This is a genomic window from Amycolatopsis sp. GM8, from assembly GCF_021653975.1.
GTDB lineage: Bacteria > Actinomycetota > Actinomycetes > Mycobacteriales > Pseudonocardiaceae > Amycolatopsis_E.
This window is the reverse complement of record NZ_JAJKFK010000003.1, coordinates 77,483-102,455: the sequence shown is the minus strand read 5'-3', so window position 1 is coordinate 102,455 and position 24,973 is coordinate 77,483. Positions and strand designations below refer to the sequence as shown.

The 24,973-nt window shown below is 70.9% G+C and carries 25 protein-coding genes; 14 read left to right on the top strand and 11 right to left on the bottom strand.

Annotated features, from left to right (window positions below; all coding sequences use genetic code 11):
* Positions 1 to 150 precede the first annotated feature (150 nt).
* On the bottom strand, positions 151 to 1,917 hold the full coding sequence (locus tag LOZ83_RS13635; protein WP_236790895.1) for a chloride channel protein: 1,767 nt from the start codon (positions 1,915 to 1,917) through the stop codon (positions 151 to 153).
* Between the two features lie 60 nt (positions 1,918 to 1,977).
* Here LOZ83_RS13635 and LOZ83_RS13630 point away from each other — a divergent pair, with 60 nt between their 5' ends.
* The 5 genes from LOZ83_RS13630 to LOZ83_RS13610 all read left to right on the top strand — a co-directional run bounded on the left by LOZ83_RS13630 (position 1,978) and on the right by LOZ83_RS13610 (position 7,641).
* Positions 1,978 to 2,472 (top strand): MarR family winged helix-turn-helix transcriptional regulator, encoded by a 495-nt coding sequence (locus LOZ83_RS13630; RefSeq protein WP_236790894.1) that lies wholly within the window; start codon positions 1,978 to 1,980, stop codon positions 2,470 to 2,472.
* A gap of 185 nt (positions 2,473 to 2,657) precedes the next feature.
* Positions 2,658 to 3,266: a CBS domain-containing protein gene (locus LOZ83_RS13625; RefSeq protein ID WP_236790893.1), complete on the top strand. Its 609-nt coding sequence runs from the start codon at positions 2,658 to 2,660 to the stop codon at positions 3,264 to 3,266.
* The gene (locus tag LOZ83_RS13620; protein ID WP_236790892.1) at positions 3,259 to 4,143 is read left to right on the top strand and encodes a universal stress protein; all 885 of its coding nucleotides are present in this window, start codon (positions 3,259 to 3,261) and stop codon (positions 4,141 to 4,143) included. Before LOZ83_RS13625 ends, LOZ83_RS13620 begins: the two co-directional genes overlap by 8 nt.
* Positions 4,140 to 6,503 (top strand): phosphoketolase, encoded by a 2,364-nt coding sequence (locus LOZ83_RS13615; RefSeq protein ID WP_236790891.1) that lies wholly within the window; start codon positions 4,140 to 4,142, stop codon positions 6,501 to 6,503. The genes LOZ83_RS13620 and LOZ83_RS13615 overlap by 4 nt, the downstream gene beginning before the upstream one ends.
* Positions 6,504 to 6,516: 13 nt before the next feature.
* Positions 6,517 to 7,641, top strand: a complete 1,125-nt coding sequence (locus LOZ83_RS13610; protein ID WP_236790890.1) for an acetate/propionate family kinase — start codon at positions 6,517 to 6,519, stop codon at positions 7,639 to 7,641.
* On the opposite strand, the gene LOZ83_RS13605 is transcribed toward LOZ83_RS13610, so the two are convergent.
* Together LOZ83_RS13605 and LOZ83_RS13600 are read right to left on the bottom strand one after the other, a co-directional pair.
* Positions 7,610 to 8,062, bottom strand: a complete 453-nt coding sequence (locus LOZ83_RS13605) for a universal stress protein (protein WP_236790889.1) — start codon at positions 8,060 to 8,062, stop codon at positions 7,610 to 7,612. The two genes, LOZ83_RS13610 and LOZ83_RS13605, sit on opposite strands and share 32 nt — an antisense overlap.
* Positions 8,063 to 8,094: 32 nt before the next feature.
* Positions 8,095 to 8,496 carry an HPP family protein gene (locus tag LOZ83_RS13600; protein WP_236790888.1) on the bottom strand — a complete coding sequence of 134 codons (402 nt, stop codon included), beginning with the start codon at positions 8,494 to 8,496 and terminating at the stop codon, positions 8,095 to 8,097.
* Between the two features lie 126 nt (positions 8,497 to 8,622).
* On the opposite strand from LOZ83_RS13600, the gene LOZ83_RS13595 reads away from it, so the two are divergent.
* Entirely contained in the window at positions 8,623 to 9,192 is a 570-nt protein-coding gene (locus LOZ83_RS13595) for a hypothetical protein (RefSeq protein WP_236790887.1), read from the top strand.
* Between the two features lie 24 nt (positions 9,193 to 9,216).
* A complete protein-coding gene (locus LOZ83_RS13590; RefSeq protein WP_236790886.1) occupies positions 9,217 to 10,098 on the top strand; it encodes a universal stress protein in 882 nt (293 codons plus the stop codon).
* 4 nt (positions 10,099 to 10,102) lie between these two features.
* Here LOZ83_RS13590 and LOZ83_RS13585 read toward each other — a convergent pair whose 3' ends face one another.
* Positions 10,103 to 11,101: a nitroreductase family protein gene (locus tag LOZ83_RS13585; protein WP_236790885.1), complete on the bottom strand. Its 999-nt coding sequence runs from the start codon at positions 11,099 to 11,101 to the stop codon at positions 10,103 to 10,105.
* A 166-nt stretch (positions 11,102 to 11,267) separates the two neighbouring features.
* Between LOZ83_RS13585 and LOZ83_RS13580 the strand changes: the two genes are divergently transcribed.
* Positions 11,268 to 11,786 (top strand): flavodoxin domain-containing protein, encoded by a 519-nt coding sequence (locus LOZ83_RS13580; RefSeq protein WP_236790884.1) that lies wholly within the window; start codon positions 11,268 to 11,270, stop codon positions 11,784 to 11,786.
* 48 nt (positions 11,787 to 11,834) lie between these two features.
* Here the strand turns inward: LOZ83_RS13580 and LOZ83_RS13575 are convergent, their stop codons facing one another.
* Positions 11,835 to 13,316, bottom strand: a complete 1,482-nt coding sequence (locus LOZ83_RS13575; RefSeq protein WP_236790883.1) for a bifunctional aminoglycoside phosphotransferase/ATP-binding protein — start codon at positions 13,314 to 13,316, stop codon at positions 11,835 to 11,837.
* 14 nt (positions 13,317 to 13,330) lie between these two features.
* Complete coding sequence (locus LOZ83_RS13570; protein ID WP_236792075.1) at positions 13,331 to 13,981, bottom strand: response regulator transcription factor; 651 nt, start codon at positions 13,979 to 13,981, stop codon at positions 13,331 to 13,333.
* Positions 13,982 to 14,162: 181 nt separating this feature from the next.
* Between LOZ83_RS13570 and LOZ83_RS13565 the strand changes: the two genes are divergently transcribed.
* Both LOZ83_RS13565 and LOZ83_RS13560 read left to right on the top strand, forming a co-directional pair.
* Positions 14,163 to 15,086, top strand: coding sequence for a universal stress protein (locus tag LOZ83_RS13565; protein WP_236790882.1), 924 nt, complete (start codon positions 14,163 to 14,165; stop codon positions 15,084 to 15,086).
* A gap of 2 nt (positions 15,087 to 15,088) precedes the next feature.
* On the top strand, positions 15,089 to 15,910 hold the full coding sequence (locus LOZ83_RS13560) for a universal stress protein (protein WP_236790881.1): 822 nt from the start codon (positions 15,089 to 15,091) through the stop codon (positions 15,908 to 15,910).
* 1 nt (position 15,911) lies between these two features.
* Here LOZ83_RS13560 and LOZ83_RS13555 read toward each other — a convergent pair whose 3' ends face one another.
* The 4 genes from LOZ83_RS13555 to LOZ83_RS13540 are packed head-to-tail and all read right to left on the bottom strand — an operon-like array spanning position 15,912 to position 19,544.
* Positions 15,912 to 16,769 (bottom strand): oxaloacetate decarboxylase, encoded by an 858-nt coding sequence (locus LOZ83_RS13555; RefSeq protein WP_236790880.1) that lies wholly within the window; start codon positions 16,767 to 16,769, stop codon positions 15,912 to 15,914.
* The gene (gene leuD, locus LOZ83_RS13550) at positions 16,766 to 17,350 is read right to left on the bottom strand and encodes a 3-isopropylmalate dehydratase small subunit (RefSeq protein ID WP_236790879.1); all 585 of its coding nucleotides are present in this window, start codon (positions 17,348 to 17,350) and stop codon (positions 16,766 to 16,768) included. The genes LOZ83_RS13555 and leuD overlap by 4 nt, the downstream gene beginning before the upstream one ends.
* Complete coding sequence (leuC, locus tag LOZ83_RS13545; protein WP_236790878.1) at positions 17,347 to 18,747, bottom strand: 3-isopropylmalate dehydratase large subunit; 1,401 nt, start codon at positions 18,745 to 18,747, stop codon at positions 17,347 to 17,349. Before leuC ends, leuD begins: the two co-directional genes overlap by 4 nt.
* A 2-nt stretch (positions 18,748 to 18,749) precedes the next feature.
* Positions 18,750 to 19,544, bottom strand: coding sequence for an IclR family transcriptional regulator (locus LOZ83_RS13540; protein WP_236790877.1), 795 nt, complete (start codon positions 19,542 to 19,544; stop codon positions 18,750 to 18,752).
* A 314-nt stretch (positions 19,545 to 19,858) separates the two neighbouring features.
* Here LOZ83_RS13540 and LOZ83_RS13535 point away from each other — a divergent pair, with 314 nt between their 5' ends.
* The 3 genes from LOZ83_RS13535 (at position 19,859) to LOZ83_RS13525 (ending at position 22,933) form a co-directional block, all read left to right on the top strand.
* Positions 19,859 to 20,587, top strand: a complete 729-nt coding sequence (locus tag LOZ83_RS13535) for an L-threonylcarbamoyladenylate synthase (RefSeq protein WP_236790876.1) — start codon at positions 19,859 to 19,861, stop codon at positions 20,585 to 20,587.
* Positions 20,588 to 20,662: 75 nt separating this feature from the next.
* Positions 20,663 to 21,499 carry an alpha/beta fold hydrolase gene (locus LOZ83_RS13530; protein ID WP_236790875.1) on the top strand — a complete coding sequence of 279 codons (837 nt, stop codon included), beginning with the start codon at positions 20,663 to 20,665 and terminating at the stop codon, positions 21,497 to 21,499.
* 57 nt (positions 21,500 to 21,556) lie between these two features.
* Positions 21,557 to 22,933: an MFS transporter gene (locus tag LOZ83_RS13525; protein ID WP_236790874.1), complete on the top strand. Its 1,377-nt coding sequence runs from the start codon at positions 21,557 to 21,559 to the stop codon at positions 22,931 to 22,933.
* 50 nt (positions 22,934 to 22,983) lie between these two features.
* Here the strand turns inward: LOZ83_RS13525 and LOZ83_RS13520 are convergent, their stop codons facing one another.
* The gene (locus LOZ83_RS13520; RefSeq protein ID WP_236790873.1) at positions 22,984 to 23,490 is read right to left on the bottom strand and encodes a nuclear transport factor 2 family protein; all 507 of its coding nucleotides are present in this window, start codon (positions 23,488 to 23,490) and stop codon (positions 22,984 to 22,986) included.
* A gap of 169 nt (positions 23,491 to 23,659) precedes the next feature.
* Between LOZ83_RS13520 and LOZ83_RS13515 the strand changes: the two genes are divergently transcribed.
* Positions 23,660 to 24,973, top strand: a complete 1,314-nt coding sequence (locus LOZ83_RS13515; protein WP_236790872.1) for an MFS transporter — start codon at positions 23,660 to 23,662, stop codon at positions 24,971 to 24,973.

Here is a 24,973-nt window from a genome sequence, read left to right as displayed (position 1 = left end):
GCGCCGCAGGCCGCTCTTGCGTCCGATGTGGACCAGGTAGAGCAGCCGGTTTCCCAGCACTGGCCCGAATCCGGCCCGGTACAACGGAACCGGCGCCCGCAGGAACTTCCGCAGTGCGCCGCGCGGGGTGTGGTCGACCAGGCCCATGACTCAGGCCGCCGGGTGCAGGGCGGTGAGGATGCCCTGGTGGGTGATCCAGCCGGTCAGGGTGCCCGCGTTCTCGTCGAGGACGGGAAGGCCGGTGCCGGCGGCCTGGGTAAGGGCGTCGAGCGCGTCGGTCAGCCGGGACTCCGCGGTGACCAGGGGTGGCAGTTCCGCCAGGCTCCCCACGGTCTCGTCGCGCTCGCCGGTGAGGGCTTCGGCCACGGCGCGCGCGGTGACGCAGCCGTGGTACCGGCCGTCGCCGCCGATGACCGGCAGGATTCCGTGTCCGGACAGCGCGAGTGCCCGTGCGGCAGGTGGCAGCGGGGTGTCCGCGGTCAGCGCTTCGGGCAGTGGTTCCAGTACCTGGGCGACCGTGGTGCCCGCCAGGCGGCGTGTTTCGGGGTGGTTGCCGATGTCGACCCCGCGGCGGCGGAGTTTGAGCGTGTAGATGGTGTCCTCGCCGAGTAGCGCCTTGCTGGTGAGGGTGGCGATGACGATCGCGGTCATCAGCGGCAGGATGATCGTGTACTGCCCCGTCAGTTCGAACAGGATGATTACCGCCGTGATCGGCGCCCGCGCCGAGCCGGCGAAGGCGGCGCCCATCCCGATCAGCCCGTAGACGCCGGGGGAGGCGGTCGCCGCGGGCAGCCAGGTGTGCACGGCGATACCGAAGGCGGTGCCGCCCATCGCGCCGATGAACAGCGACGGGGCGAAGACGCCGCCGGAGCCGCCGATGCCGATCGTCAGGCTGGTCGCGATGATCTTCCCGATGAGCAGGAGCAGCAGGAACCCGAAGACGTATTTGCCTTCGACGGCGTTCTGCAGCACCGGATAGCCGACGCCGTACATCTGCGGCAGCAGCAGGAGCAGTCCACCCAGGACGATCCCGCCGACCGCGGGGCGCAGCCATTCGGGGCCGCGCCAGGCCCAGTCGCAGGCGTCCTCGATCCAGTACAGGACCTTGGTGAACAGCACACCGCAGGCCCCGACCACGACACCGAGCACGATGAACAGCAGGTACTCGATCGGGTTGCGCAGGGTGAACGGCGGTAGCGCCAGGAACGCGACGTCGCCGAACACCGCGCGCCCGGCGACACTCGCGGTGACGCTGGAGAGCACCACCGCGCCGAAGGACTCGACCGCGAAGTCGCGCAGGATCAGCTCCATCGCGAAGAACGGACCGGCCATCGGTGCGTTGAAGGTCGCGGCGATGCCACCCGCGGCACCGCAGGCGACCAGGATCCGCAACCGGCCTTCCGGCAGCCTGAACCAGCGGCCGAAGGTAGAGCCGAGCGCGGATCCGATTTGGACGATCGGCCCCTCACGTCCGACCGATCCGCCGGAGCCGATCGTCAGTGCCGAGGCCAGTGCCTTCACCACGGTCACCTGAGCGGGGATCCGCCCGCCCCGTTCGGCCACGGCGTACATCACCTCCGGCACCCCGTGGCCGCGGGCTTCCGGCGCGAACTTGTACACCAGCGGGCCGTAGATCAGCCCCGCGAGCACCGGCACGATCAGCAGGAACCATGGCCCCAGTACGGGAAACCACGGATGCGTCTCGCCACCGGCCGCGGCGTAGTCCGCATGTCCGGAGAACAAGCGCGTGAACGCGGTGATCAGCCAGCGGAACACCACCGCGCCCAGCCCCGCGCCCGCACCGATCACCACCGCCAGCACCGCGAGCCCGGTCGGGCTTTCCCGCAGCCACACCCCGACCGGCTGATGTGCCGGTACCGGCACCGTCCCCTGTGCTCCGCGCATCCTCACCGACATCTTTGCAGTATGCAACACTTGCCCAGGGCATACGTAGCCGGTGTGAGGTAGAACAGGGGTATGCCCACCCGTCGTACCGCAACGCCGGCCGCCGAGGACGTCGACGCGGTCGCCGATGCCGTGCTCACCGCCTCCCGGCTTCTCGTCGCGGTGTCCGCCCGGTCGATCGCGGCCGTCGACGAATCGATCACGATCCCGCAGTTCCGGTTGCTGGTCGTGCTGGACAGCCGCGGACCGGTCAAGCTCACGGCCGTGGCCGAGTCGCTCGCGGTGAACCCGTCGACCGCGACCAGGATGGTCGACCGGCTCGTCGTCGCCGACCTGGTCAGCCGCGAGGCCAACCCCGCCTCCCGCCGTGAGCTCGTCGTCTCGCTGACCGGTGCCGGAGCCGCGGTCGTGCGCGAGGTCACCCAACGGCGGCGGCGGGAGATCGCCCGTATCGTCAGCCGGATGCCCGTCACCGCACGGCGCGGTCTCGTCCGCGCGTTGGCCGCCTTCGCGGAGGCGGGAGACGAGCCGAGTATCACCGGCCTCGGCGACGGTCTCTGGCTCTGAACCGCTCGGTTGCCGGTGGCACTTCGATGACCGCATCGGGCGAACGGCTTGACAGGACGATCCTCGAACGCCTTCGCTGAACCGGAGAGGGCACGAAGTCCTCGATCCCGAGGACACTCGGCCGCTGCCGTGCCGTCGAACGCTCAATAGCGTCGCCGGTGAGCGAGCGACGAGGAGACGCGATCATGCGAGCACGGGACATCATGAGCAGGCCGGTGGTCACCGTGACCGCGGCCAGTTCCGCCAAACACGCCGCCGAGCTGCTGGCGCGGCACGGGTTCACCGCGCTGCCCGTGGTGGACGACGACGACCGGCTGATCGGGATCGTGACCGAGGCCGACCTGATCGGTGAGCGGTTCCCACCGGACCCGCGGTTCGCGCCGGCCCAGCGGGTGACACCCGGCGAGACCGTCGGTGCCGTGATGACCACCCCGGCCACCGCGGTAGCGCCGGGCGCGGACGTGGTCGAGGTCGCCAGGGCGTTGCTGGACTCGCGGATCCGGGCGCTGCCGATCGCGGACGGTGCGCGCGTGGTGGGGATCGTGACCCGCGGCGACCTCGTGCGCATGTTCGCCCGGGACGACACCGAGATCGCCGCCGACGTCCGGCATCACCTCGCGGTGTACGGCGGCCCGGATCGGTGGCGGGTCGAGGTGCACGACGGGGTCGTGCGCATTTCCGACGAGTTCGACAACGAGGGCGACCGCCACGTGGCGACCGTGCTGGCAGAAGCGGTACCGGGAGTGGTCAGCGCGACCGTTCTGACCGAGAACGCGGAGAGGATCCATGACTGACAGCAAGGGCGCGATCGTCGTCGGCATCGACGGATCAGAGCAGGCATTGCAGGCGGCCCGGTGGGCGGCCGCGGAGGCGGCGTCCCGCAATCTCCGGCTGCATCTGGTGTCGGGCGTCGACCCGGCACTCGGGTACTACGGCGCCGGACTGCCCATTCCGCAGGAGTCGTTCGACGCCGTGGAGCGGGTCGCTTCGCAGCAGCTGGACGAGGCCACGCAAGCGGTGCGTGAGGTCGATCCCGATGTGGTCGTGACGGCGGCCCGCCTCCGGCTGCCCCCGGTGCCGATGCTGATCGAGCTGTCGCAGGAGGCGCGCATGATCGTGCTGGGTGCGTCGGGTCGTGGTGGGTTCGAGGGGATGCTGGCTGGTTCGACGGCGGTTTCGGTGGCGGCGCGTGGTGTGTGCCCGGTGGTGATCGTGCGTGGGGAGGAGCGCCGGGACGGGCCGGTGGTGGTGGGTGTGGACGGCAGTCCGACGAGTGTGAGTGCGTTGGGTGTGGCGTTCGACGAGGCGTCGTGGCGTGGTGCGTCGTTGGTGGCGGTGCACGCGTGGAGCGATATGGACTACGCCACGATCGTGCCGTGGGAGTACGCGTTGCTGGAGACGGAGCCGTCGGGGCAGGAGCAGGCGCGGGTGTTGGCGGAGAGTTTGGCTGGGTGGCAGGAGAAGTACCCGGATGTGAGTGTGGAGCGGGTGGTGGTCAAGGATCGGCCGCGGCGCCAGTTGCTGGAGTGGAGTGCCCAGGCGCAGCTGGTGGTGGTGGGTAGTCGCGGGCGTGGTGGGTTCCGCGGGTTGCTGCTGGGCTCGACCAGCCAGGCGCTGTTGCATCACGCCCAGTGCCCGGTGCTGGTCGTCCGCCCGCAGGACGAGAAATGAGCGCGATCACCGAGCCCGCCGCGGCGCTCAGCGAGACCGAGCTGGACCAGGTCCACGCGTTGTGGCGGGCGGCGAACTACCTGTCCGCGGGGCAGATCTACCTGCTGGACAACCCCTTGCTGACCGAGCCGTTGCGGCCCGAGCACATCAAGCCGCGGCTGCTCGGGCACTGGGGCACCTCGCCGGGCCTGAACTTCGTGTACGCCCATCTGAACCTGCTGATCAGCCGGTACGACCTGGACATGATGTTCGTGACCGGGCCCGGTCACGGCGGCCCGGCGTTGCTGGCGAACACCTGGCTGGAGGGCAGTTATCCCGAGGTGGCACCGGAAGTCACGCAGGACGCCGAGGGCATGCGGACGCTGTTCCGGCAGTTCTCCTTTCCCGGTGGGGTACCGAGCCATGTCGCGCCGCAGGTGCCGGGCTCGATCCACGAGGGCGGCGAGCTGGGTTACTCGCTGGCCCACGCGTACGGGGCCGCGTTCGACAATCCGGACCTGATCGTCGCGTGCGTGATCGGCGACGGTGAGGCCGAGACGGGTCCGCTCGCGACGAGCTGGCATGCCAACAAGTTCCTCGATCCGGTGCACGACGGGGCGGTGCTGCCGATCCTGCACCTCAACGGGTACAAGATCGCGAATCCCACCGTGCTGGCCCGGATCCCGGAGCGCGAGCTGGACGATTTGCTGCGTGGCTACGGTTATGCGCCCTACTACGTCATCGGTGACGAACCCGCGTCGATGCACCGGGCGATGGCCCGCACGCTCGACGAGATCCACACCGAGATCCGGCGCGTCCAAGACCGCGCCCGCTCGGGTGACGAGCGGCCGCGGTGGCCGATGATCGTGCTGCGCAGCCCGAAAGGCTGGACCGGACCGTCCGTTGTGGACGGTCAGCAGGTGGAAGGTACGTGGCGGGCGCACCAGGTCCCGCTGCCGGCGGTGCGGGAGAACCCGGAACACCTGCGGGCACTGGAAAGCTGGCTGCGGTCCTACCGGCCGGAGGAGCTGTTCGACGCGGCGGGCCGGCCGCGGCCGGCGGTGACGGCGGTGATCCCGCGCGGGCAGCGCCGGATGGGCGCGAACCCGCACGCCAACGGGGGATTGCTGTTGCGCCCCTTGCGGTTGCCGGATCCCGCCGAGCACGACGTGCCCGTCGCGCGGCCGGGCGCGTCGAGTGCCGAGCCGACCCGGGTGCTCGGCCGCTACCTGCGGGACGTCTTCGCCCGCAACGGCAGCACCTTCCGGTTGTTCGGCCCGGACGAGACGGCGTCGAACCGGCTGGACGCGGTGTACGAGGTGACCGCGAAGGCCTGGCAGGCGGCGATCGAGCCCGCCGACGAGCATCTCGCCACGGACGGCCGGGTGCTGGAGGTGCTCTCGGAGCACCTGTGCCAGGGCTGGCTCGAGGGGTACCTGCTGACCGGGCGGCACGGCCTTTTCTCGTGCTACGAGGCGTTCGTGCACATCGTGGACTCGATGGTGAACCAGCACATCAAGTGGTTGCGGGTGCACCGGCAGATCCCGTGGCGGCGCCCGGTCGCGTCGCTGAACTACCTGCTGACCTCGCATGTCTGGCGCCAGGACCACAACGGGTTCTCGCACCAGGATCCCGGGTTCATCGACCACGTCGCGAACAAGAGCGCCGAGGTGGTGCGGGTGTACCTGCCGCCGGACACGAACACCCTGCTCTCGGTGGCCGCACACTGCCTGCGCAGCCGGGACTACGTGAACGTGATCGTGGCGGGGAAGAACGACTCGCCGAACTGGCTGGACCCCGAGCAGGCGGCGCTGCACTGCGCGCGCGGCGCCGGGATCTGGGACTGGGCGGGCACTTTCGGAGACCGAGAGCCGGATGTGGTGCTGGCCTGCGCGGGTGACGCGCCGACGATGGAGGTGCTCGCCGCGGCCTCGCTGCTGCGGCGGTACCTGCCGGAGCTGGCGGTGCGGGTGGTGAACGTGGTCGACCTGATGCGCCTGCAGCCCGACACCGAACACCCGCACGGCATGGCCGACCGCGAGTTCGACGCGCTGTTCACCGCGGACCGGCCGGTGATCTTCGCCTACCACGGCTACCCCTGGCTGATCCACCGGCTGGCCTATCGCCGGCACAACCACGCGGGCCTGCACGTGCGCGGCTACCTGGAGCGCGGCACCACGACGACCCCGTTCGACATGCTGGTGCTCAACGACATGGACCGGTTCCAGCTGGTGATCGACGTGATCGACCGGGTGCCCGGCCTCGCCCGGCGGGCGGCCATCGTCCGCCAGACGATGGCCGAGACCCGCGAGCGGCACCGCCGGTGGACCCGCGAGTACGGCGAAGACCTGCCCGAGGTGCGCGACTGGACCTGGTCCTGACCGGGGGGCACGGATGCGCGTACTGACCTTGAACCCCGGTTCGTCGAGTATGAAAGCGGCACTGATCGACGACGGCGCCTTGGCGCATGTCGAGACGTGGGACAGCACGGACGAAAACGTGCTGCGGCAGGCGGTTGAGCGCTGGGGGCGGCCGGACGCCGTCGCGATCCGGTTCGTGCACGGCGGTTCCCGGCCGGGCCCGGAACTGGTCGGCGACGAGCTGCTGGCGCAGCTGGACCGGCTCGGTTCGCTGGCCCCGTTGCACCAGCCGCTGTCGGTGGAGGTGGCGAGGCTGGTGCGCGCCGAGTGGCCGGATCTGCCGGTGGTGGGGTGCTTCGACACGTCATTCCACAATGGACTTCCGGAGGCGGCCGCCCGGTACGCGCTGCCGCGCGCCTGGACGGCGCAGGGCCGGTTGCGCCGCTACGGTTTTCACGGCCTGTCCTGCCAGTACGCGGCGCGGCGGTGTGCCGAGCTGCTCGCGATGCCGCAGGTGCACCTGCTGTGCTGCCACCTCGGCGCGGGCGTGTCGGTGACCGCGATCCGTGGCCGGGCGAGCCTCGACACGTCGATGGGGTTCACGCCACTGGAAGGCGCGGTGATGGCGACCCGGTCCGGTTCGGTCGATCCCGGCCTGCTGCTCTACGTCCTGGGCACCGGCGAGGTCGACCTGGGCGGGCTCACCGACACCCTGTACCACCGCTCGGGACTGGCCGGGATGACCGGGACGAGCGGGGACCTGCGGGAGGTCCTGGCCGCGCGCGCGAACCGGGACGCGGATGCCGGCGCCGCCGTCGAGGTGTACCTGCACCGGCTGCGCCGCGAGATCGGTGCGGCCGCGATGAGCCTGGACCGGCTCGACGCGGTGGTGTTCACCGGTGGGGTCGCCGAACACCAGCCGGACCTGATCGGTGAGCTCGTCGGCGGGCTTTCGCTGCTGGGCCTGCAGATCGACACGGCACGGCTGGCGGGTGAGGGGGACCGGCTGGTCAGCCCGCCGGGCGCGCGGGTCGCGCTGTTCACGATCACCGCGCGGGAAGACCTGGAGCTCGCCCGCGAAGCGACGGCCCTGCTGGGGGTGACCGCTCAGGCGCCAGGCGCACCCGCTAGGCGTGGCGCCGCGCGATTTCGGCGGTGAGCACGACGACGGGGCAGTGTGCGTGCCGCACGCACCGGGTCGCGACGCCGCCGCTGAGCAGCCGGGTGCCGGGGGAGCCGACGACGAGCAGGTCCGCGTCGCCGGACTGCCGGATCAGCTCCTTCGCGGGGTCGCCGTCGGCCACCACGTCCTGCACCTGCGGCGGGTTTTCCTTGCCCTGCAGCGACTTCTCCACGGTCGTGTGGAGCAGCCGCACGTAGTCCTCGCGGTCGGCGACCGGGCGGCGGCCGTGCGGCTGGATCGCGTACGAGGTGCCCGGCAGCAGCGGGTCGCGGGCCCGGACGAGCACGGCGCGGACCCGGGCTCCGCTGGTGCTCGCCTCGTCGATTGCCCAGCGCAGCGCGGCTTCGCTCTGCGGGGAGCCGTCGACGCCGACGACGATTTTCCGGCTTGGTGTCATGACTACCTCCAGGTGGTCGGATCCGGTGAGGGTCACCGGCGCGTGAGGAGACTGGAGAGCAGGTCGCGCCAAGAGATGATGCCGACCACGCGGTCAGCGGTATCGACGACCGGCAGGCAGCGCCGGCGGGCATCGATCATCGCGGACGCTACGTCGGACAGCTCCATCTCCGGCCGTACCGCGAGTGGCCCGCCGTGCATCACCTGGCGCACCGCGTAAGGCCGGATGCCCGCGATGACGCCGTTCTCGGGTGCGGTCTCGCCGCGTGAGCCGGGCGTGAACCGGGCCCGCACCAGGTCGGATTCGGTGACCACACCCAGGAGGGCGCCGTCGGCCGTGATGACCGGCAGCGTGGTGAACCCGTGATCCACCATCACCGCCGCGGCCTCCTCGATACCGGCGTCGGGCGTGATCCCGTAGACGGGGCTGCTCATGAGGTCGGCTGCTTTCATAGGGCGAGCATCGTCGGCGCGGTCCGCCGTGGACAAGGGGCCCTCCGCCCCGTCTGGTGAGGACAAAGGCCTCTTCGCCCGGGGGTTCCGGGGCGGCAGGCTCAGGACATGAACGGCAGAAGGTGGGTGGCCTGCGCGAGCGGCAACCCGCTCGTGCGCACCGAGGACCGGATCGAGGCCACGGTGCTGGTGCTCGCACTACTCGTCGTGCTCGCCGCTGTGCCGTTCGCGTTCGCCTTCGGCTCCAGCACCTACGCGGCCCAGCGCGAATCGGCCGTCGCGGCGGCCGCCGACCGGCATCCGGCGAGCGCGGTGCTGCTGGCCGACGCGCCCCCGCCACTGGTCACCCCGCAAGGTGTCGCCGTCGGCGCGGTGCGGTCCGTCGAGGCCTCGTGGCGGCTTCCCGACGGCGACGTGCGCACCGGCGTGGTGTCCGCCGCGGGCGGCAGCGCGGCGGGCTCGACCGTCCAGATCTGGCTCGACGGCAACGGAAACGCGGTCGCCGCGCCACCCGCGCCGGATGTGGCTCTCGTCGCCGCGATCGCCGTGGCGGCGCTGGGCTGGCTCGCGGTCGCCCTGGTCGCGGGCGGGATGTTCTGGCTCGTTCGGCTGGTCCTGGACCGCCGCCGTTACGCGCGCTGGGAACTCGAATGGACGCATCTGCCCAGCCACTACTGAGACCGAGCGTCAGGAGGAGACCACATGAGCTGGGGCATCGTGGCCGGAGCCGACGGCACCCACGCGTCGCTGCGAGCCGTGTCATGGGCCGCTGAGGAAGCGGCGTTGCGGCATGAGCCGCTGTTCGTCATCAACGCGTTCGGCATCCCGGACGCCTTCTATGCCGAGACGGTACCGCCGGGCGACTGGCTCGAGGACCGGCGGACCGAGTCACAGAAGATCGTCGGCGACGCGGTGGCCGCCGTCGAGGCGCGGTACCCGCGGCTGGAGATCGTGCCGGAGTCCACTGTGGAGGCTCCGATCCCGTTGCTGATCGAGCGTTCCCGGGACGCGAGGATGATCGTGCTCGGTTCGGCCGGGCGCGGGGTGCTCGGCGACCTGCTGGCCGGTTCGACCACGTCGGCGCTGGTGGCGCACGCGAAATGCCCGGTGCTGGTGATCCGCGGGGACGACCGGCCGGACGCGCCGCTGATCGTCGGTGTCGACGGCAGCCTGTCCGGCGAGCCCGCACTGGCGATGGCGTTCGAGGAGGCAGCGCTTCGCGGCGCCCCGCTGGTCGCCGTGCACGCGTGGCGCGACGCCGACTACGCGCAGATCTTCGGTACGGCCCGCGCCGGGCGCGAGGTCGAACCGTTGCAGGACGCGGAAACCCGCGTGCTCACCGAGGCACTCGCCGGCTGGCAGGAGAAATACCCCGAGGTGCCCGTGGAGCCGGTGGCCGAGCGGGACCGGCCGCGGCAGCGCCTGCTGGACTGGAGCCGCCGGGCGCGACTGGTCGTCGTCGGCAGCCGTGGCCGCGGCGGGTTCGCCGGGCTGCTGCTGGGCTCCGCGAGCCAGGCCTTGATCCAGTACGCCGAATGCCCCGTGCTGGTCGCCCGGTCCGACCCCGACGACGGCGGGTCGTGACCGCTCAGCGCCCGACGGGTTGCCCGAGCGGAACGCGGACCTCGTCCAGTGCCCGCCGGGGGGTCGCCGGCAGCGGCTCGGCGTTGACGGGTGCCCAGCCGACGCGCAGCACCATCTGCGGGTAGGCGCCGTCGATGACCTTGGTGCGCAGGGTCTCGCGCGTGCCGGGCAGCTCCAGGGGTTCCGTGAGGGGACAGCTGGACAGCCCGAGTGCCGTCGCGGTCAGCAATACCGCGCTGGTCGCTTCCCCGGCGCGCAGCTGGGACAGCCGATCGTCGGACGTGGTACCCAGCACGAGCAGCACGGCTTCGTCGTCCTCCCCGGCGGTTCCGGGCGTCTGCGCCAGCCGTGGCGCGGCGAACGGGCGGGCCGGCAGCGCACCCGGGGTGTCGTCCGGCAGCGGCACGTTCGCGCTCGGCACCCCGTCGGGCGAGGCCTCGCGGCCGCTCCACGCCGCCAGTTCCAAGCGGTAGGCCGGGTTCCGTGCGTGCTGACGGTCGGCTTCGGCGATCGCGTGTGCCAGGTGGTAGCGGGCGTAGCCGTCGGTGGCCTGCAGGAACGTGCCCTCCTCGGCCGCTGCCTTGGCCATCAGGCCGATGTCCCCGGCCGGCACCGGCCATGAGCTGTACCGGCGCCGGTCCGTGCGCCGGCGTGGGATCGCCGCGGCCAGTTCGATATCGCGCTTGGCGGGCTCGTGGCGGTGCGGTTCGATGGCCGCGAGGTGGTTCGGCTCGGCGGGATTGGGCAGCCGGTGCACGGCCGCCCGCCACCCCAGCGCGGCGAAGCCGACGCGCAGGTGATGCAGGGCGGCACCGCAGCTGAGCAGGAGGTCCCGGCCGTCGGGGTCGGTTTCCGGTAGCCGGCGGGCGGGATCGGCATACAGGTGCAGGGTGCGCTCGCCGACGCGCCACTGCCACGGCTGGGAGTTGTGCACCGACGGTGCGCGGACGGCGAGCGCGATCGCCGCGTCGACGGTGAAGCTGTCGGGAAGACCGCGTTCCATGGAAAACCTGCCTCGAAATCGGGTGTCCTCCCGACAACGTGCCACCGGATCACCGGGCCCGGGCAGAGCCGAAATCCCTGAGCGCCGGGGACCTTCGTTCCTGGTGTGCCGTGCCGGGCGCGCGCAGGGTCGGGATGAGCAGTCCACAGTGGAAGAGGAGAGACAGATGCGGGTGCTGATCGTGTACGAATCGATGTTCGGGACCACCGAGCTGATCGCCAAGGCCGTCGCCGAAGGTCTCAGGCCGGCGGGGGAGGTGGCGGTGACCAATGTCGACGACGCGCCGGCTCAGCTCGGCGATGTCGATCTGCTCGTCGTGGGCGGCCCCACCCACGTGCACGGGATGAGCCGCCCGTCGACGCGGGAAAGCGCGGCGGGGCAGGCGGAAGGTGGGGCGCTGTCGCGCGAGCGGGGGATCCGGGAATGGCTCGGCTCGCTCGGCCCGGCGCCGGACGGGCTGGCGGTGGCCGTGTTCGACACCCGCCTCGACAAGGCACGCTGGCTGGTCGGTTCGGCGGCCCACAGCGCCGCGAACGTGTTGCGGCGCCACGGCTACCAGATCCCGGGGAAGCCACAGAGCTTCTTCGTCACCAGCTCGACGCCACCCGAGCTGGCCCCGGGCGAGCTCGAGCGGGCGCGTGAGTGGGGTGAGACGCTGCTGACCACGACGACCGCGAAGGCCTGAACCGCCAGGCCGGTGCCGCCCTCGAAGGAATCGGGGGCGGCACCGTCGTCAGCGATCCAGATAGCCGAGCGCTTGGGCGAGCGAGTCCTCCTCGGTGCCCGCGGTGAAGATCGTGTGCGCGTCCGGCCAGGGATGCAGGTGTGCGGTCATGTGCCGGGCGATCTCCGGGGTGGCATCGGAGATCGAATCCTTCCGTGCCACGAGCCGGGCGGCCGTGGTCGCTTCCGGGGCCCAGCACCGGAGGGGCACGATTTCGCTGTGTGTCGCCGCGCCGATCTGGATGGCGGCGGCGCGGTGGTCCGCGGAACTCCACGACGCGTCGAGGACCACGGTTTCGCCCAGTGCCAGCAGATCAGCGGCCCGGCGGCTGAGCTCGGCGTAGGTCTGGTCGGTGTGCGCCGCGTCGTAAAGCCCCTGCCCGTATTCGTCGGCCGCGCTCTGCTCGGCCGGCAGGCCCGCGAGCTCCTTGCGGATCCGGTCGGTTCGCAGCACCGTGGCGCCCAGCCGGTCGGCGACGGCGTCGGCCAGGGTCGACTTGCCGGACGCCGGCAGGCCGCCGACCATGATCAGCCGCACCGCGCCGCGGCGCAGGTGCCGCAGCGCGATCCGGGCGTAGTGGCGGGCCAGTTCGGCGGCCGCCGGGTCGCCCTGATCGTGGCGCAGGCAGGCCACCTTGACGCGGACGAAGGCGCGGTAGGCGAGATAGTGGTGGCGCAGCGCCGGGGGAGCGGGATCGCCGGTGTGTTCGATGTACCGGTCGAGCAGCAGCTCCCCGAGTTCCGGCACGCCGAGCCGTTCCAGGTCCATGGCGAGGAAGGCGACGTCGTCGAGGCCGTCGACCGCGCGCAGGGTGTCGTCGAATTCGAGGCAGTCCAGGATCTGTGGCCCTTCGTCGAGACAGAAGATGTCGTCGGCGAGCAGGTCTCCATGCCCGTCCAGGACGTGCCCGGCCGCGATGCGGCGGGCGAACAGGGCTTCCCGGCCCGCCAGGAACTCTTCGACGAGCTGCTCGATCTCGCTCGCCACCTCGGCGTGCACGACCACTCCCTGGAACGGGCGCACCTGCGCGAAACTGTCGCGCCAGCGGGCGCGGATCGCGTCACGGGAACCTTGGGCGGCGATTGAGGGACCGCGCTCGGCCCGCTCGTGGAACCGCGCCATGATGCGGGCCAGCTCGCGGATCGTGTCGTTCAGCGGCGCTCCGGCGCGAGCCAGCGTCGACAGCCGCCGCTCTTCGGGCATGCGGCGCATCACGACGAGGTGGTCGCAGGGTTCGCCATCGGGGCCCTTCACGTCCGCGACGCCGAGATAGGCGTCCGGGGCGAGGCGCCGGTTGAGGGCGACCTCCTTGTGGCACACCTGTTCCCGGGTCTCGCGGCGAGTGAAGTCGAGAAAACCGAAGTCGACCGGCTTCTTGAGCTTGTAGGCGTACTCGCCGACCAGGAACACCGTCCCGATATGGGTTTCGTGGATGTCGCTCCAGGGCTGACGCGTCGACGTGAGCTGGGAAGGCACCTGGTGTTGTCGCATGGCTCGGCCCCTTATCACGCGTTGCTCGGCTGCTTGCGCGAACTCATTTTCGTGGCGAGCACGGCGGCTTGGGTGCGGCGTTCGAGGCCGAGTTTGGTGAGGAGCCGGGAGACGTAGTTCTTCACCGTTTTTTCGGCGAGGTACATGCGTTCGGCGATTTGGCGGTTGGTGAGGCCTTCGCCGATGAGGTCGAGGAGCATGCGTTCTTGTTGGGTGAGTTCGGAGAGTGGTCCGTTGTGGGTGGCGTCGGCGCGGAGTTTGGCCATGAGGGTGGCGGCGGCGCGGTTGTCGAGGAGTGAGCGGCCGGAGCCGACTTCGTGTACGGCCGAAATCAGTTGGAGGCCTTGGATGTCTTTGATGACGTAGCCGCCGGCGCCGGCGAGGATGGCGTTGAGCATGGCTTCTTCGTCGGTGTAGGAGGTGAGCATGAGGATGTTCAGCTCGGGTACCCGGGAGCGTAGTTCGCGGCAGAGTTCGACGCCATTGCCATCGGGGAGTCGCACGTCTAACAGCGCCACGTCGGGCCGCAGGGCGGGGATGCGGGCGAGTGCGTGTGCGGCGGTGGCTGCTTCGCCGATGACGGTCAGTCCGGGGTCTGCTTCCAGCAGCCCGGCCACTCCACGTCGGACGACTTCATGGTCGTCCACCAGAAACACCCTGATCACCGTCATCACCTTTCCCAAGTCTCGTACCGCCGACGCTAGGGGAGCGACCGGTCCACCCGGCGCTGCGTTTGGTCCCCGACCCTGAGGACCAAGGTCATCTCCGGCGTCCGGGCCCTTCGGCCCCACGGCCGGGGACGCCCGGCCCTCCCAGGCCACGACGCGCGGCGGCACTGTGGTGACCATGGACGAGCGGGGAACACGGGATTCGATCCTTGTCGGCGTCGACGGCTCCACCTCGTCGCTGCACGCGACTCGCTGGGCCGCGGGGGAAGCCGCGGCCCGCCACACGACGGTGCACCTGTTCCACGCCTGCGTGCTGCCGGCATTGGGCCCGCACACTTCGGCGGCCACGGAAGCCGGGATCACCGAGGACCTCGTCCAGCAGGGGCATCGCTGGTTGCGGCAGGCCAGAGCGGAAGCCTGGCACGCGGCGCCCGGGATTGACGTGCGGACCGAGCTGCGCGTCGGGCTGCCGGTGGCCGAGCTGATCGAAGAGTCCGCACACGCTCGCCTGGTCGTACTGGGTTCGCGGGGGCTGGGCGGGTTCAAGGGAATGCTGGTGGGCTCGGTGTCCTCGGGGGTCGCCGCCCACGGCCACTGCCCGGTCGTGGTCGTGCGCGGCCGGATGCCCGACGATCCGCCGCCCGCCTCGGGGCCGGTCGTCGTCGGCGTGGACGGCTCGGCGGTCAGCGACGCGGCGGTGGCGTTCGCGTTCGAGGAAGCCGGCCTGCGCGGGGTGCCGCTGGTGGCCGTGCACACCTGGGTCGACGTGTCCGTCGCCGAGACCTGGTCGGTGCTGCCGTTCGACATCGACTGGGACGCCGTCGCCGAGGAAGAACGCGGGCTGCTCGCCGAGCGGATGGCCGGCTGGCAGGAGAAATATCCGGAGGTCGAGGTCCGGCAGGAGGTCGTGTGCGACCGGCCGGTGCGCGGCCTGCTCGCCAGCGCCGAGGGTGCCCAGCTGATCGTGGTCGGCTCGCGCGGGCGGGGCACGCTCACCGGCATGGGCCTGGGTTCGACGAGCCAGGCACTGCTGCATCACAGCGCGTGCCCCGTCGCCGTGGTTCGTCCGGCGGCCGGCTCCGACGTGCGCGAAGGAGGGTGACGATGGCCGCCGGCCCGATCGTCGTAGGTGTGGACGGTTCGCCGTCGAGCGACCAGGCCGTCCGATGGGCCGCCGCTGAGGCGGCCCGGCGGGGCAGCACGCTCCTGCTGGTCCACGCGTGGTTCACGCCCTCCCCGGCGCCCTACACGCCGGTGAGTCTCCCGAGGAGCTACCGCGACGCCATCCGGGAGCAGGGCACGGCCTGGTTGTCGCAAGCCGCGGCACTCGCCCGTGCGGTCGCGCCGGAGCTACCGGTCCGGACCGAGTTGCTGGCGGGCCTCCCGGCCGAACTTCTGGTGCGTGTCTCCCGGGAGGCCCAGCTGGTGGTGCTCGGTTCCCGTGGCCCGGGTGGGTTCACGGGACTGCTGGTGGGCTCAGTGGCGGTCGCGCTCGCGGCCCGTGCGCACTGCCCGGTTGTCGTCGTCCGGGGGACGGAAAACTCCGGCAGCGGTCCGGTCGTGGTCGGTGTGGACGGCTCCGAGCTCAGCGACGCCGCGGTCACGTTCGCCTTCGACGCCGCGTCCACACGCGAGGTCCCGCTGGTCGCCGTCCATGCCGGCACCGACACGCCGGTCGCCGACGAGCGCCGGCTCCTGTCCGAACGCCTGGCCGGCTGGCGGGCGAAGTATCCGGAGGTGACCGTCGAGGAACGGGTGGTCTCGGACCGGCCGTCGCGCGCTCTCCTCGCCACCGGCGCGCAGCTGATCGTCGTCGGCTCGCGGGGCCGGGGTGCCCTGGCCGGACTGGGACTCGGCTCGACGAGCCAGGCCGTGCTGCAACACGCAGAATGCCCGGTCGTGGTCGTCCGGCCAGGGGCCCCCTGACTCAGGCCGGGTTGTACTTTCCCGACCAGGTCAGCCATTCGCTCAGACCGACGAGCTCGAAGAGCTCCACCGGACCGGGACCGGCGGCGTCGGGCACTCCGGTCCGCGCCAGTGAGCTGAGCGCCGAACCCATCGCGGCCGCCGCGGCGCCGAGGGTGGCCGACGGCAGGATCGCCATGGCGAAGCCGAGCTGCCGGTACTCGTCCAGGGGCAGCACGGGTGTGCGGCCCTGCGGAACCACGTTGACCAGGACGGGTGCGTGCACCTCGGCCGCGATGCGCTCCAGTTCGGCGACGGTCCTCGGCGCCTCCACGAAGATCAGGTCGGCGCCCTCGTCCGCGAACCGGTTGCCGCGCTCGATCGCCTCGTCCACACCGAGCGTCGCGATGGCGTCGGTCCGGGCGATGACGAGCATGTCGGTCCGCGACGCGACGGCGGCCCGGACCTTCGACGCGGCCACGTCGGCCGGGACGACGGACTTGCCGTCCAGGTGGCCGCAGCGCTTCGGGAATTCCTGGTCCTCGATGTGCACGGCCGCGGCGCCGAGCCGTTCGAAGGTCTCGACGGCGTGCCGGACGTTGACCTCGTTGCCGTAGCCGGTGTCGATGTCGACGATGAGCGGAAGGGAAGTCGCCGCCCGCAGGCGCGTCACGTGCTGGGCCATGTCGCCGGCGCTGAGCAGGCCGAGGTCCGGGCGCGCGAGGTTCACCAATGCCGCGGCGGCGCCGGACACGTAGGCGGCGGCGAACCCGTGCCGCTCGACGAGGGTCGCGCTCAACCCGTCGTAGATCCCCGGGGCGACGACGAAGGTCCCGCTGTCGAGCAGCGCACGCAGCGCGGCGCCGGGCCGGGCGGTCATGAGGCCCTCGCGATCGGGACGTGGGAACTCTCGAACGCGCGGATGGCGGCCTCGTGCTGGAGGGTCACATCGATGCCGTCGTGACCGTCCAGGAACCGCTGCCGGGTGTCGGCGTTCATCCGGATCGGGGCTTCGATCCCGGCGGTGCGGATGGTCAGCGTCACGAGATCCACCGTGACGAGCGCCGCGGGATCGGCCTCGACGGCGTCCATCATCGCGCTGACTTCGCTGTCCGCCACCACGGCGGGGACGAGCCCGGACCGGACGGCGTTGTCGGCGAAGATGTCGCCGAACCGGGAGGCGACGACGACGGTGAATCCGTGGTCCTGCAACGCCCACACGGCGTGCTCGCGCGACGAGCCGGAACCGAAGTCCGCGCCGGCGAACAGGATCGTGGCCCCGGCGTACGCCGGATCGGACAGCGGGAAACCGGGTTCCGCCCGCCAGGCGGCGAAAAGGTGCTCGGCGAAACCCGTCCGGGTCGTCCGCAGGCAGTGCCGGGCGGCGATGATCTGGTCGGTGTCGATGCTCGTGCGGCGGATCGCGACCGCGCGCCCCGAGATCGTGGTGATCGGTTTCATCGAAGGACTCCCAAGTCCGATGGTGCGGTGAGACGGCCGGTCAATGCCGTCGCGGCCGCCGTGGTCGGCGAGACCAGATGGGTGCGGCCACCCCGGCCCTGCCGGCCTTCGAAGTTGCGGTTGGAGGTCGAGGCGCAGCGCTCGCCCGCGGCCAGCGAATCGTCGTTCATCGCCACGCACAGCGAGCAGCCGGCCGTGCGCCACTCCGCCCCCGCCGTGCGGAACACCTCGTCGAGCCCCTCGGACTCGGCGGCCTTCTTGACGGCAGCCGAACCGGGGACGACGAGCATCCGCACCCCGGGTGCGATCCGGTGGCCGTCGAGGAGCCCGGCGGCGGCGCGGAGATCCTCGATGCGCCCGTTCGTGCAGGACCCCAGGAACACCACGTCGACCGGGATCTCCCGCATCGGGGTTCCCGGCGCGAGATCCATGTAGGTCAGCGCCCGCTCGGCGGCACCTCGCAATGCCGGATCCGGGTTGTCGGCCGGATCCGGGACCACGCCGCCCACTTCGACGACCTGGCTCGGGTTCGTGCCCCAGCTGACGAACGGCGACAGCGCCGTCACGTCGATGTCGACGGTGCGGTCGAACTCGGCGTCGTCGTCGCTGCGCAGCGATTCCCACGATGCGACGGCGTCCTCCCAGGCATTGCCTGTGGGCGCGTACGGCCGGCCGCGGAGGTAGTCGACGGTCACGCCATCGGGCGCGATCATGCCGGCCTTCGCGCCCGCCTCGATGGACATGTTGCACAGCGTCAGCCGGGACTCCATCGACATCGCCTCGATGGCGGGCCCGCGGTACTCGATCACGTGGCCCTGCGCGCCCCCGGTCCCGATCCGGCCGATCATGGCGAGTGCCACGTCCTTCGCCGACACGCCCTCGGGCAGCTCGCCGTGCAGTGTCACGGCCATGGCCCGTGGCTTGGCGAACGCGGCGGTCTGCGTCGCCAGCACGTGCTCGACCTGGCTCGTGCCGATGCCGAACGCGAGCGCGCCGAACGCGCCGTGGGTGCTCGTGTGGCTGTCGCCGCACAGAATGATGCGGCCCGGCTGGGTGATCCCCAGTTCCGGTCCGATCACGTGCACGATGCCCTGGCCGTCGGTGCCCGACCGGTGCAGTGGGACCCCGAACTCCGCGCAGTTGCGCCGCAGCGCCTCCAGCATCGTCGCGGCCACACCGGACGGGTCCGGCAGGCCCCGGGTGGGAACCACGTGGTCCTCGGTCGCGAGCGTGAGGTCGGGCCGGCGGACCTTGCGGCCGGCCAGGCGCAGACCCTCGAACGCCTGCGGGCTCGACCCCTCGTGGAGCAGGTGGAAGTCGACGTAGAGCAGGTCGGTGCCGCCGGCACCCCGGTGCACCGTGTGGGCGTCCCAGATCTTGTCCAGCAAGGTGGCCATGACTACGCCGTCTCGCCGGTGACGCCGGCCTGCGCTCGTCCGGCCGGGGCGCCGCCATAGCCGAGGCGCCGCGACAGGGCGTGCGCGGACTCGGCGACGAGCGGACCGAACTTCTCGGCCGCCGCCCGGTCGAGCCGGAACGAGGGACCGCCGACCGCGACGGCGGCCACGACCGCCCCGCTCGCGTCGAACACGGGCGCGGCCATCGAATTGAGGCCGGCCTCGCGCTCCTCCTCGGTCAAGATCCAGCCGTTCGCCCGCACGAACTCGAGCTGCCGGTCCAGCGCGATCCGCGACTCGCCCGGCGCCTGGTCGGCGGTGTCCACGAGGACCGCGTTGAGCACCCGGTCGTCGTGGGCCATGAACACCTTGCCGGCCGCGCCGAGGTGCATGGGAAAGAGCTGGCCGACGTCGCTGCGGTAGATGATCGACCGGGGGCTGAGCTTGACGATGACGGCCACCCGGGTGGTGCCGCGGCGGATGTAGAGCCCGGCCGTCTCGCCGGTCACGTCCCGCAGGTGGGCGGCCACCGGGTCGGCGGCGGCCAGCAGGTCCGAGCCGGCCGACGCGGCCGATGCCCAGCCGAGCACGCGCAGGCCGACGCAGTACTCGTCGCCCGTCTTCTGCAGCAGATCGCTGGCGACGAGGGTGCGCACGAGCCGGGCGACCGTCGAATTGGGCATGCCCGTCAGCCGCCGGAGGTCGCTCAATGACAGCCGCGTGTGTTCGGGGGAGAAGCAGTCGAGGACGCGCACCGCCTTCTCCATGACGAGGATCGAGGGCTGGCCTTCAGGCATCGTTTCGCGCTCCGTCTCAGTGGATCTGTACGTCCTCGTGCACCGTTCACCCGAGGATATGGACGCCCGCCGCGGCGGGTCAGGTGGGCGCCGAACTGGTCGGAGATGCGTTTCCCGAGCCGCAAGGCTTCGATGCATTGCGTCCTCCGATGACTACATCGTGGCAGCCCTTGCCACGAAGTGGTCCAAAGGTAGATGCTGTCCTTTGCCTAGGTCAAGATGACCAGCAAGGTCTATCGGCTCGGCCTTCGGCGCGCTATCGTTCCGATTCGCAATACGGTCAGGCGACCCACTTAGTGAGCAAGGAGGCTCGGATGGGCAGGCACGACATCAAGGGCGACGCGAAGCGCATCTTCGACACGATCAGCGCCGGCGGCGCGGTGATCATGCCCGGCGACATCGGCTACGCGGCGGGCGCGAACTCGGGGGCGCGGCTGCAGCGGCTGTTCGACGCCAAGCAGCGCGCCCCGCACAAGCGGAACGCGATGGCCGGGAACTACGAGCTGCACCGCGAGGTGCACGAACTCGGCAGCCGCGAGCAGGAGATCATCGACGCGATCACCCTCGACGCGCGCCTGCCGCTCTGCGTCGTCGCCCCCTATCGGGCCGACCATCCCGTCATCGCCGCGGCCGAGGCCGACACGCTGACCGCCAGCACCGTCGACAACACGCTCGCGATGCTGCTGAACAACGGCCGCCTCCCCGAGGAGGTCGTCCGCCTCACCCACGCGGCGGGGCTGCCGCTCTTCGGCTCGTCGGCCAATCTCACCGGCACCGGCACCAAGTTCCGGGTCGAGGACATCCAGCAGCCGATCATCGACGCCGTGGACCTCGTCGTCGACTACGGGCTCTGCAAGTGGCACCACTACCAGCGGTCCTCGACCGTCATCGACTTCCGCACCATGGAGGTCGTCCGCATCGGGTCCTGCTACGACCTCATCAGCGACATCATGGACAACCAGTTCGGCATCAAGCTCCCCGCCGACCCGGGACGTGCCGCCCTGCCGTCCGGCCACCTCCGCGAACAAGCTTCGGTGAGCTGAGGCCCCGGCCGCGCGCCGGTTTTCGGCTACTGGGGGACATCCATCCGGCTTCAACGAAGAAGCGAGGAGAACGAGATGCCCATCCATCACACCACTGATGGCGAGCTTCACTACGCGCTGCACAACCACGATGGCATCGGCCAACGGACCCCGGTCGTGCTCATCCACGGCGCGTTCTGCGACAGCACGGATTGGACCGCGCAGGTCGAAGCCGTGGCCGCGCGACGACCGGTGGTGGCGATCGACCTGCCCGGCCACGGCCGGAGCACCGAGCCGGACCCGGCGGCGTGGTCGGTGCGCCGCTGCGCCCATGCGGTGCGCGAGCTCCTCGAACACCTGGGCCTCGGTCCGGTCGTGGTCGCCGGTCACAGCCTCGGCTGCCGGGTGTGCCTCGAACTCGCCTACCGGTTTCCCGCCCTCGTCTCCGGTCTCGTCCTCGTCGACGGCAGCAGGCTGGCGACGGCAGGAACGGCCGATCATCCACTGGCCCGCGCATTGGATCGGCTCGGCGCACGTGGTTTCGTTCGCGCCCTTTTCGACGACATGCTCCTCGACGGGCTCCCACATCCCGTCGTGGAAATGATCTTCCGGCGAGCTGCCGTCTTCGACGAGCCGCTGGTCAGCGCGGTTGCGAAGGCCACTCTCGACTGGGACGCACATCAACTCCCGGTCGCCTTGGCGCAGATCGATACGCCCACCACAGTGGTTCAGACAACTGGGGTCGCGGCCACCGGCAAGCGCACCAAGCTGCGCCCGTCGGAGTCCACCGAATGGACCCGGCTGCTCGCGCGGCACCTCCCGAGTTCCGAGCTGATCGTGCTACCGGACTGCGGGCACTTCCCGATGCTGGAGCGTCCGGCCGAGGTCACCGACCTCCTCATCAGCCACGATTCCGCGCGGCTGACCATCTGACGTCCGCGGACGACCGCCCTGCGATTCACCCCCCTCACCGGCTCGAAGGAGAGCACGATGGACGACACTCTCGACCGCGCTTCCGCGGATCCCCAGGCCGTCGCGGGCAGGCTGGCCGCCCGGCTCGAACGGCTGCCCAGAACCACCCGGTCCCATCGGGGCTGGATGGTTCTGCTCGGCATCCTGTTCATCTGCGACCTGATGGACACCAACGGCCTCGCCTACGCCGCCCCGGCGATCCGGGCCGAGTGGGGCCTGTCCGTGACCCAGATCGGGCAGCTGACCTCCTACTCGTTCCTCGGCATGTTCGCCGGGGGGATCATCGGCGGCCGGCTCTCGGACCGGATAGGCCGCCGCCGCGTCCTCGTCTGGGCGACGGTCGTCTACTCGGTCGCGTCGCTGCTGTGCGCCCTGGCGCCCAATCTGGCCGTGCTCGGGGTGCTGCGGGTCATCACCGGCGTCGGCATCCAGGCCGTCACCGGGGTACTGATCGTCTATGTCGCCGAGATGTTCCCCGGTAAGAGCCGCGGCCGGGCCCAGGCGCTCATGCTGGGCATCGGCCTGCTCGGCGTCCCACTGGTCGCCAGCGCGGCCCGGCTGATCGTGCCGCTGTCGCCGGGCGCGTGGCGCTGGCTGTTCGTCTTCGGCGCGATCGGCTTGATTCCCGCCCTGCTCGCTCGGTTCGTGCTCCCGGAGTCGGTCCGCTGGGCCGCGGTCAACGGCCAGCTGGAGGAGGCCAGGAACATCGTGCAACGGCTGGAGTCCCAGCTGCCGGGCCCGCTGCCCGAGGTCGTCGAGTCGCCGATCATCCACGAACAGAAGAAGTCCGCCGACCTGTTCGCGCCAGGCATCCGCAAGCGCACGATCGTCGCGACCCTGACGGTGGTCTTCGGCACGCTGGGCGTCTTCGGGTTCACCGGCTGGGTCCCCACCCTGCTCGTCCAGCGGGGCTACTCCACGGCCGAGGCACTGACGATCACCACGATCTTCTCCGCCGGTCCGCCCCTCGGCGCGCTGTGCGCGATGCTGCTGGCCGACCGTTTCCAGCGGCGCACCACCTCGATGATCCTCACCGCGATCACCGCCGCGCTGATGGTGGTCTTCGCGTTCACCGGAACCTACTGGGCGCTGGTGATCAGCGGCTTCCTCGTCACCATGCTGCTGCAGACCAACACCGCCGTCGTCTACGCCTACCTGCCCGAGGTCTTCCCGACCGTCCTACGTGGACTCGGCGCGGGCTTCGCCAACAGTCTGGGACGCCTCGCCGGGTTCGGCAACGCCTTCCTCATCGCCGCCATCGCCGCCGCCCTCGGCTTCGGCGCGGTCTTCACGACCACCGCCGTCTTCATCGTCCTCTGTGGACTCACCGTCGGACTGTTCGGCGAACGCACCCGCGGCCGCCGGCTCGAAGACATCGGGGAGAACGCCACCTGACCACGCGGCCCCGTACTCGTCGAACGACGGGTACGGGGCTTTCCGTGGCGCTACGAAAGATCCGCGCTGTCCGGGTCCTTGCCGCCGACGCCCGGGAAGTCGATCGGGGAGGTCGGTGATTCGTACTGCAGGAGCGGCACGTGGCGGCGCTTGGCGATCCGCCACCCGGAGGAGTCCCGGACGACTGTGTCCTTCACCTGGACCCATCGGATCAGCACCGACGGCTTGTCCTTGAGGGCCATCGTCGCGGAGATGTGCGTGTCCACGGCCGCGACGTCACCGTCCACGGTGATCCGCAGGCTGCTGATGCTGTGGTCGATGAATCCGAACGGCTCGAGCGAGGACACGAACGTGTCCGCGAACTCGGCGCCGGTGAAGGTGCGCAGGCCGCCGAAGTAGGACAGGTCGGCGTCGGGAGTGAAGCAACTGCGCATGAGTGCCGTGTCCCGGCGATCCATCGCGTAGGTGTAGCGCTCGAGGACGTCCCGGACGGCGGACCGGTCCGCGGCGTCACCGTCCCGCACCGAACTCGTCGACGTCGACGGAGTGGCTGTCATCGAGTGTTCTCCTTCCCTCGCGGTCCCGGGCGGACCGGATCACGACGTTAACTCAGCTACCGAACACATTACAAGCATGCTTGCAATCCGGGCACCTGCTCGGTTAGCGTCTCGGTGACCTGCGGTTAACACACACCGCCTGCCTCATCGCCTCGAAGGAGAGGTCGCCATGACGGCACTATCCGAAGCAGAATCTGTAAGTGCGGGCACTCTGCGCCGCGCCACGCTGGCCGCCGCGATCGGCAACACCGTCGAGAACTACGACTACGCGGTGTACGGGTTCGTGGCCTCCGTGATAGCGAAGAACTTCTTCCCCAACGCCACCCCGGGCGTCGCGTTGCTCTCGGCGTTCGCGGTGTTCGGCGCCGCGTTCGTCATCCGGCCGGTCGGCGCGCTGCTGTTCGGGCCGGCGTCGGACCGGCTCGGCCGCAAGCCCGCCCTGGTGCTGACGCTGATCGGCATGGCGACGGTCAGCACGCTGATCGGCCTGCTGCCCACAGCGAAGACGATCGGGATCGCCGCGCCCATCCTGCTGGTCGTCCTGCGCATGCTGCAGGGGCTCGCGGCGGGCGGGGAGTACGGCACCGCGATCATCTACGCCGCCGAATTCGCGCCCGCGGACCGCAAGGGGGAGATGTCCAGCCGGGTCCAGATGGGCAGCCTCGCCGGCCTCCTCATCGGCGCGTTCGTCGTGGTGGGGCTGAACCTCTCGCTGAGCCCCGCGGCGATGCTGTCCTGGGGCTGGCGGGTGCCCTTCCTGCTGGCGCTCCCGCTGGGCGCGATCGGGCTCTACCTGCGGGGCCGGCTGGGCGAAACCCCGGAGTTCGTCGAGGTCCGGGACAACGCGCGGGAACGGACGCCGGTCGACCGGCGGCTGTGGCGCTTCGCGCTGCTGGTCGGGGTGGCCGCCACCCACGCCGTCGGTTTCTACCTGGCCTTCACCTACGTGCAGAACCTGATCATCCAGCTGCACTTCTCGGCCGTGACGGCGACGGCCGTGGTCGGGTGCGCGCTGGCCGTCGGCATCGGGCTCGTCGTCGCGGGCGGCCGCCTGTCGGACCGGATCGGGCGCCGCCCGGCGCTGCTCATCGCGACGGCGATCATCCTCGTCGCGTCCTATCCGCTGATGGCCGGGCTGACGGCGGCGTCGAACCCCTGGCTGCTCGCCGTCTGCGCGGTACTGCTGGCCGCCGGGCCGTCGTTCTATTCCGGGATGGCCCCGATCACCTACATCGAACTGTTCCCCGTGCACGCGCGCGGCACCGGCGTTTCGGTGGCCTTCAACGTGGCCGTCGCCATCTTCGGTGGATCGATCATCTACCTGACCCAATGGCTGGTCCAGGCGACGGGGGACAACCGCGCCGGCGCGTTCGTGCTCATGGGCTCCGCCGTGCTGAGCGGGATCACCGCCCTCGGCCTGCGCACCGTGCTGGCGCCCCGAACCCCGGAGCGGGCCACGCCGGTCGCACCCGAGCCGGCCTGA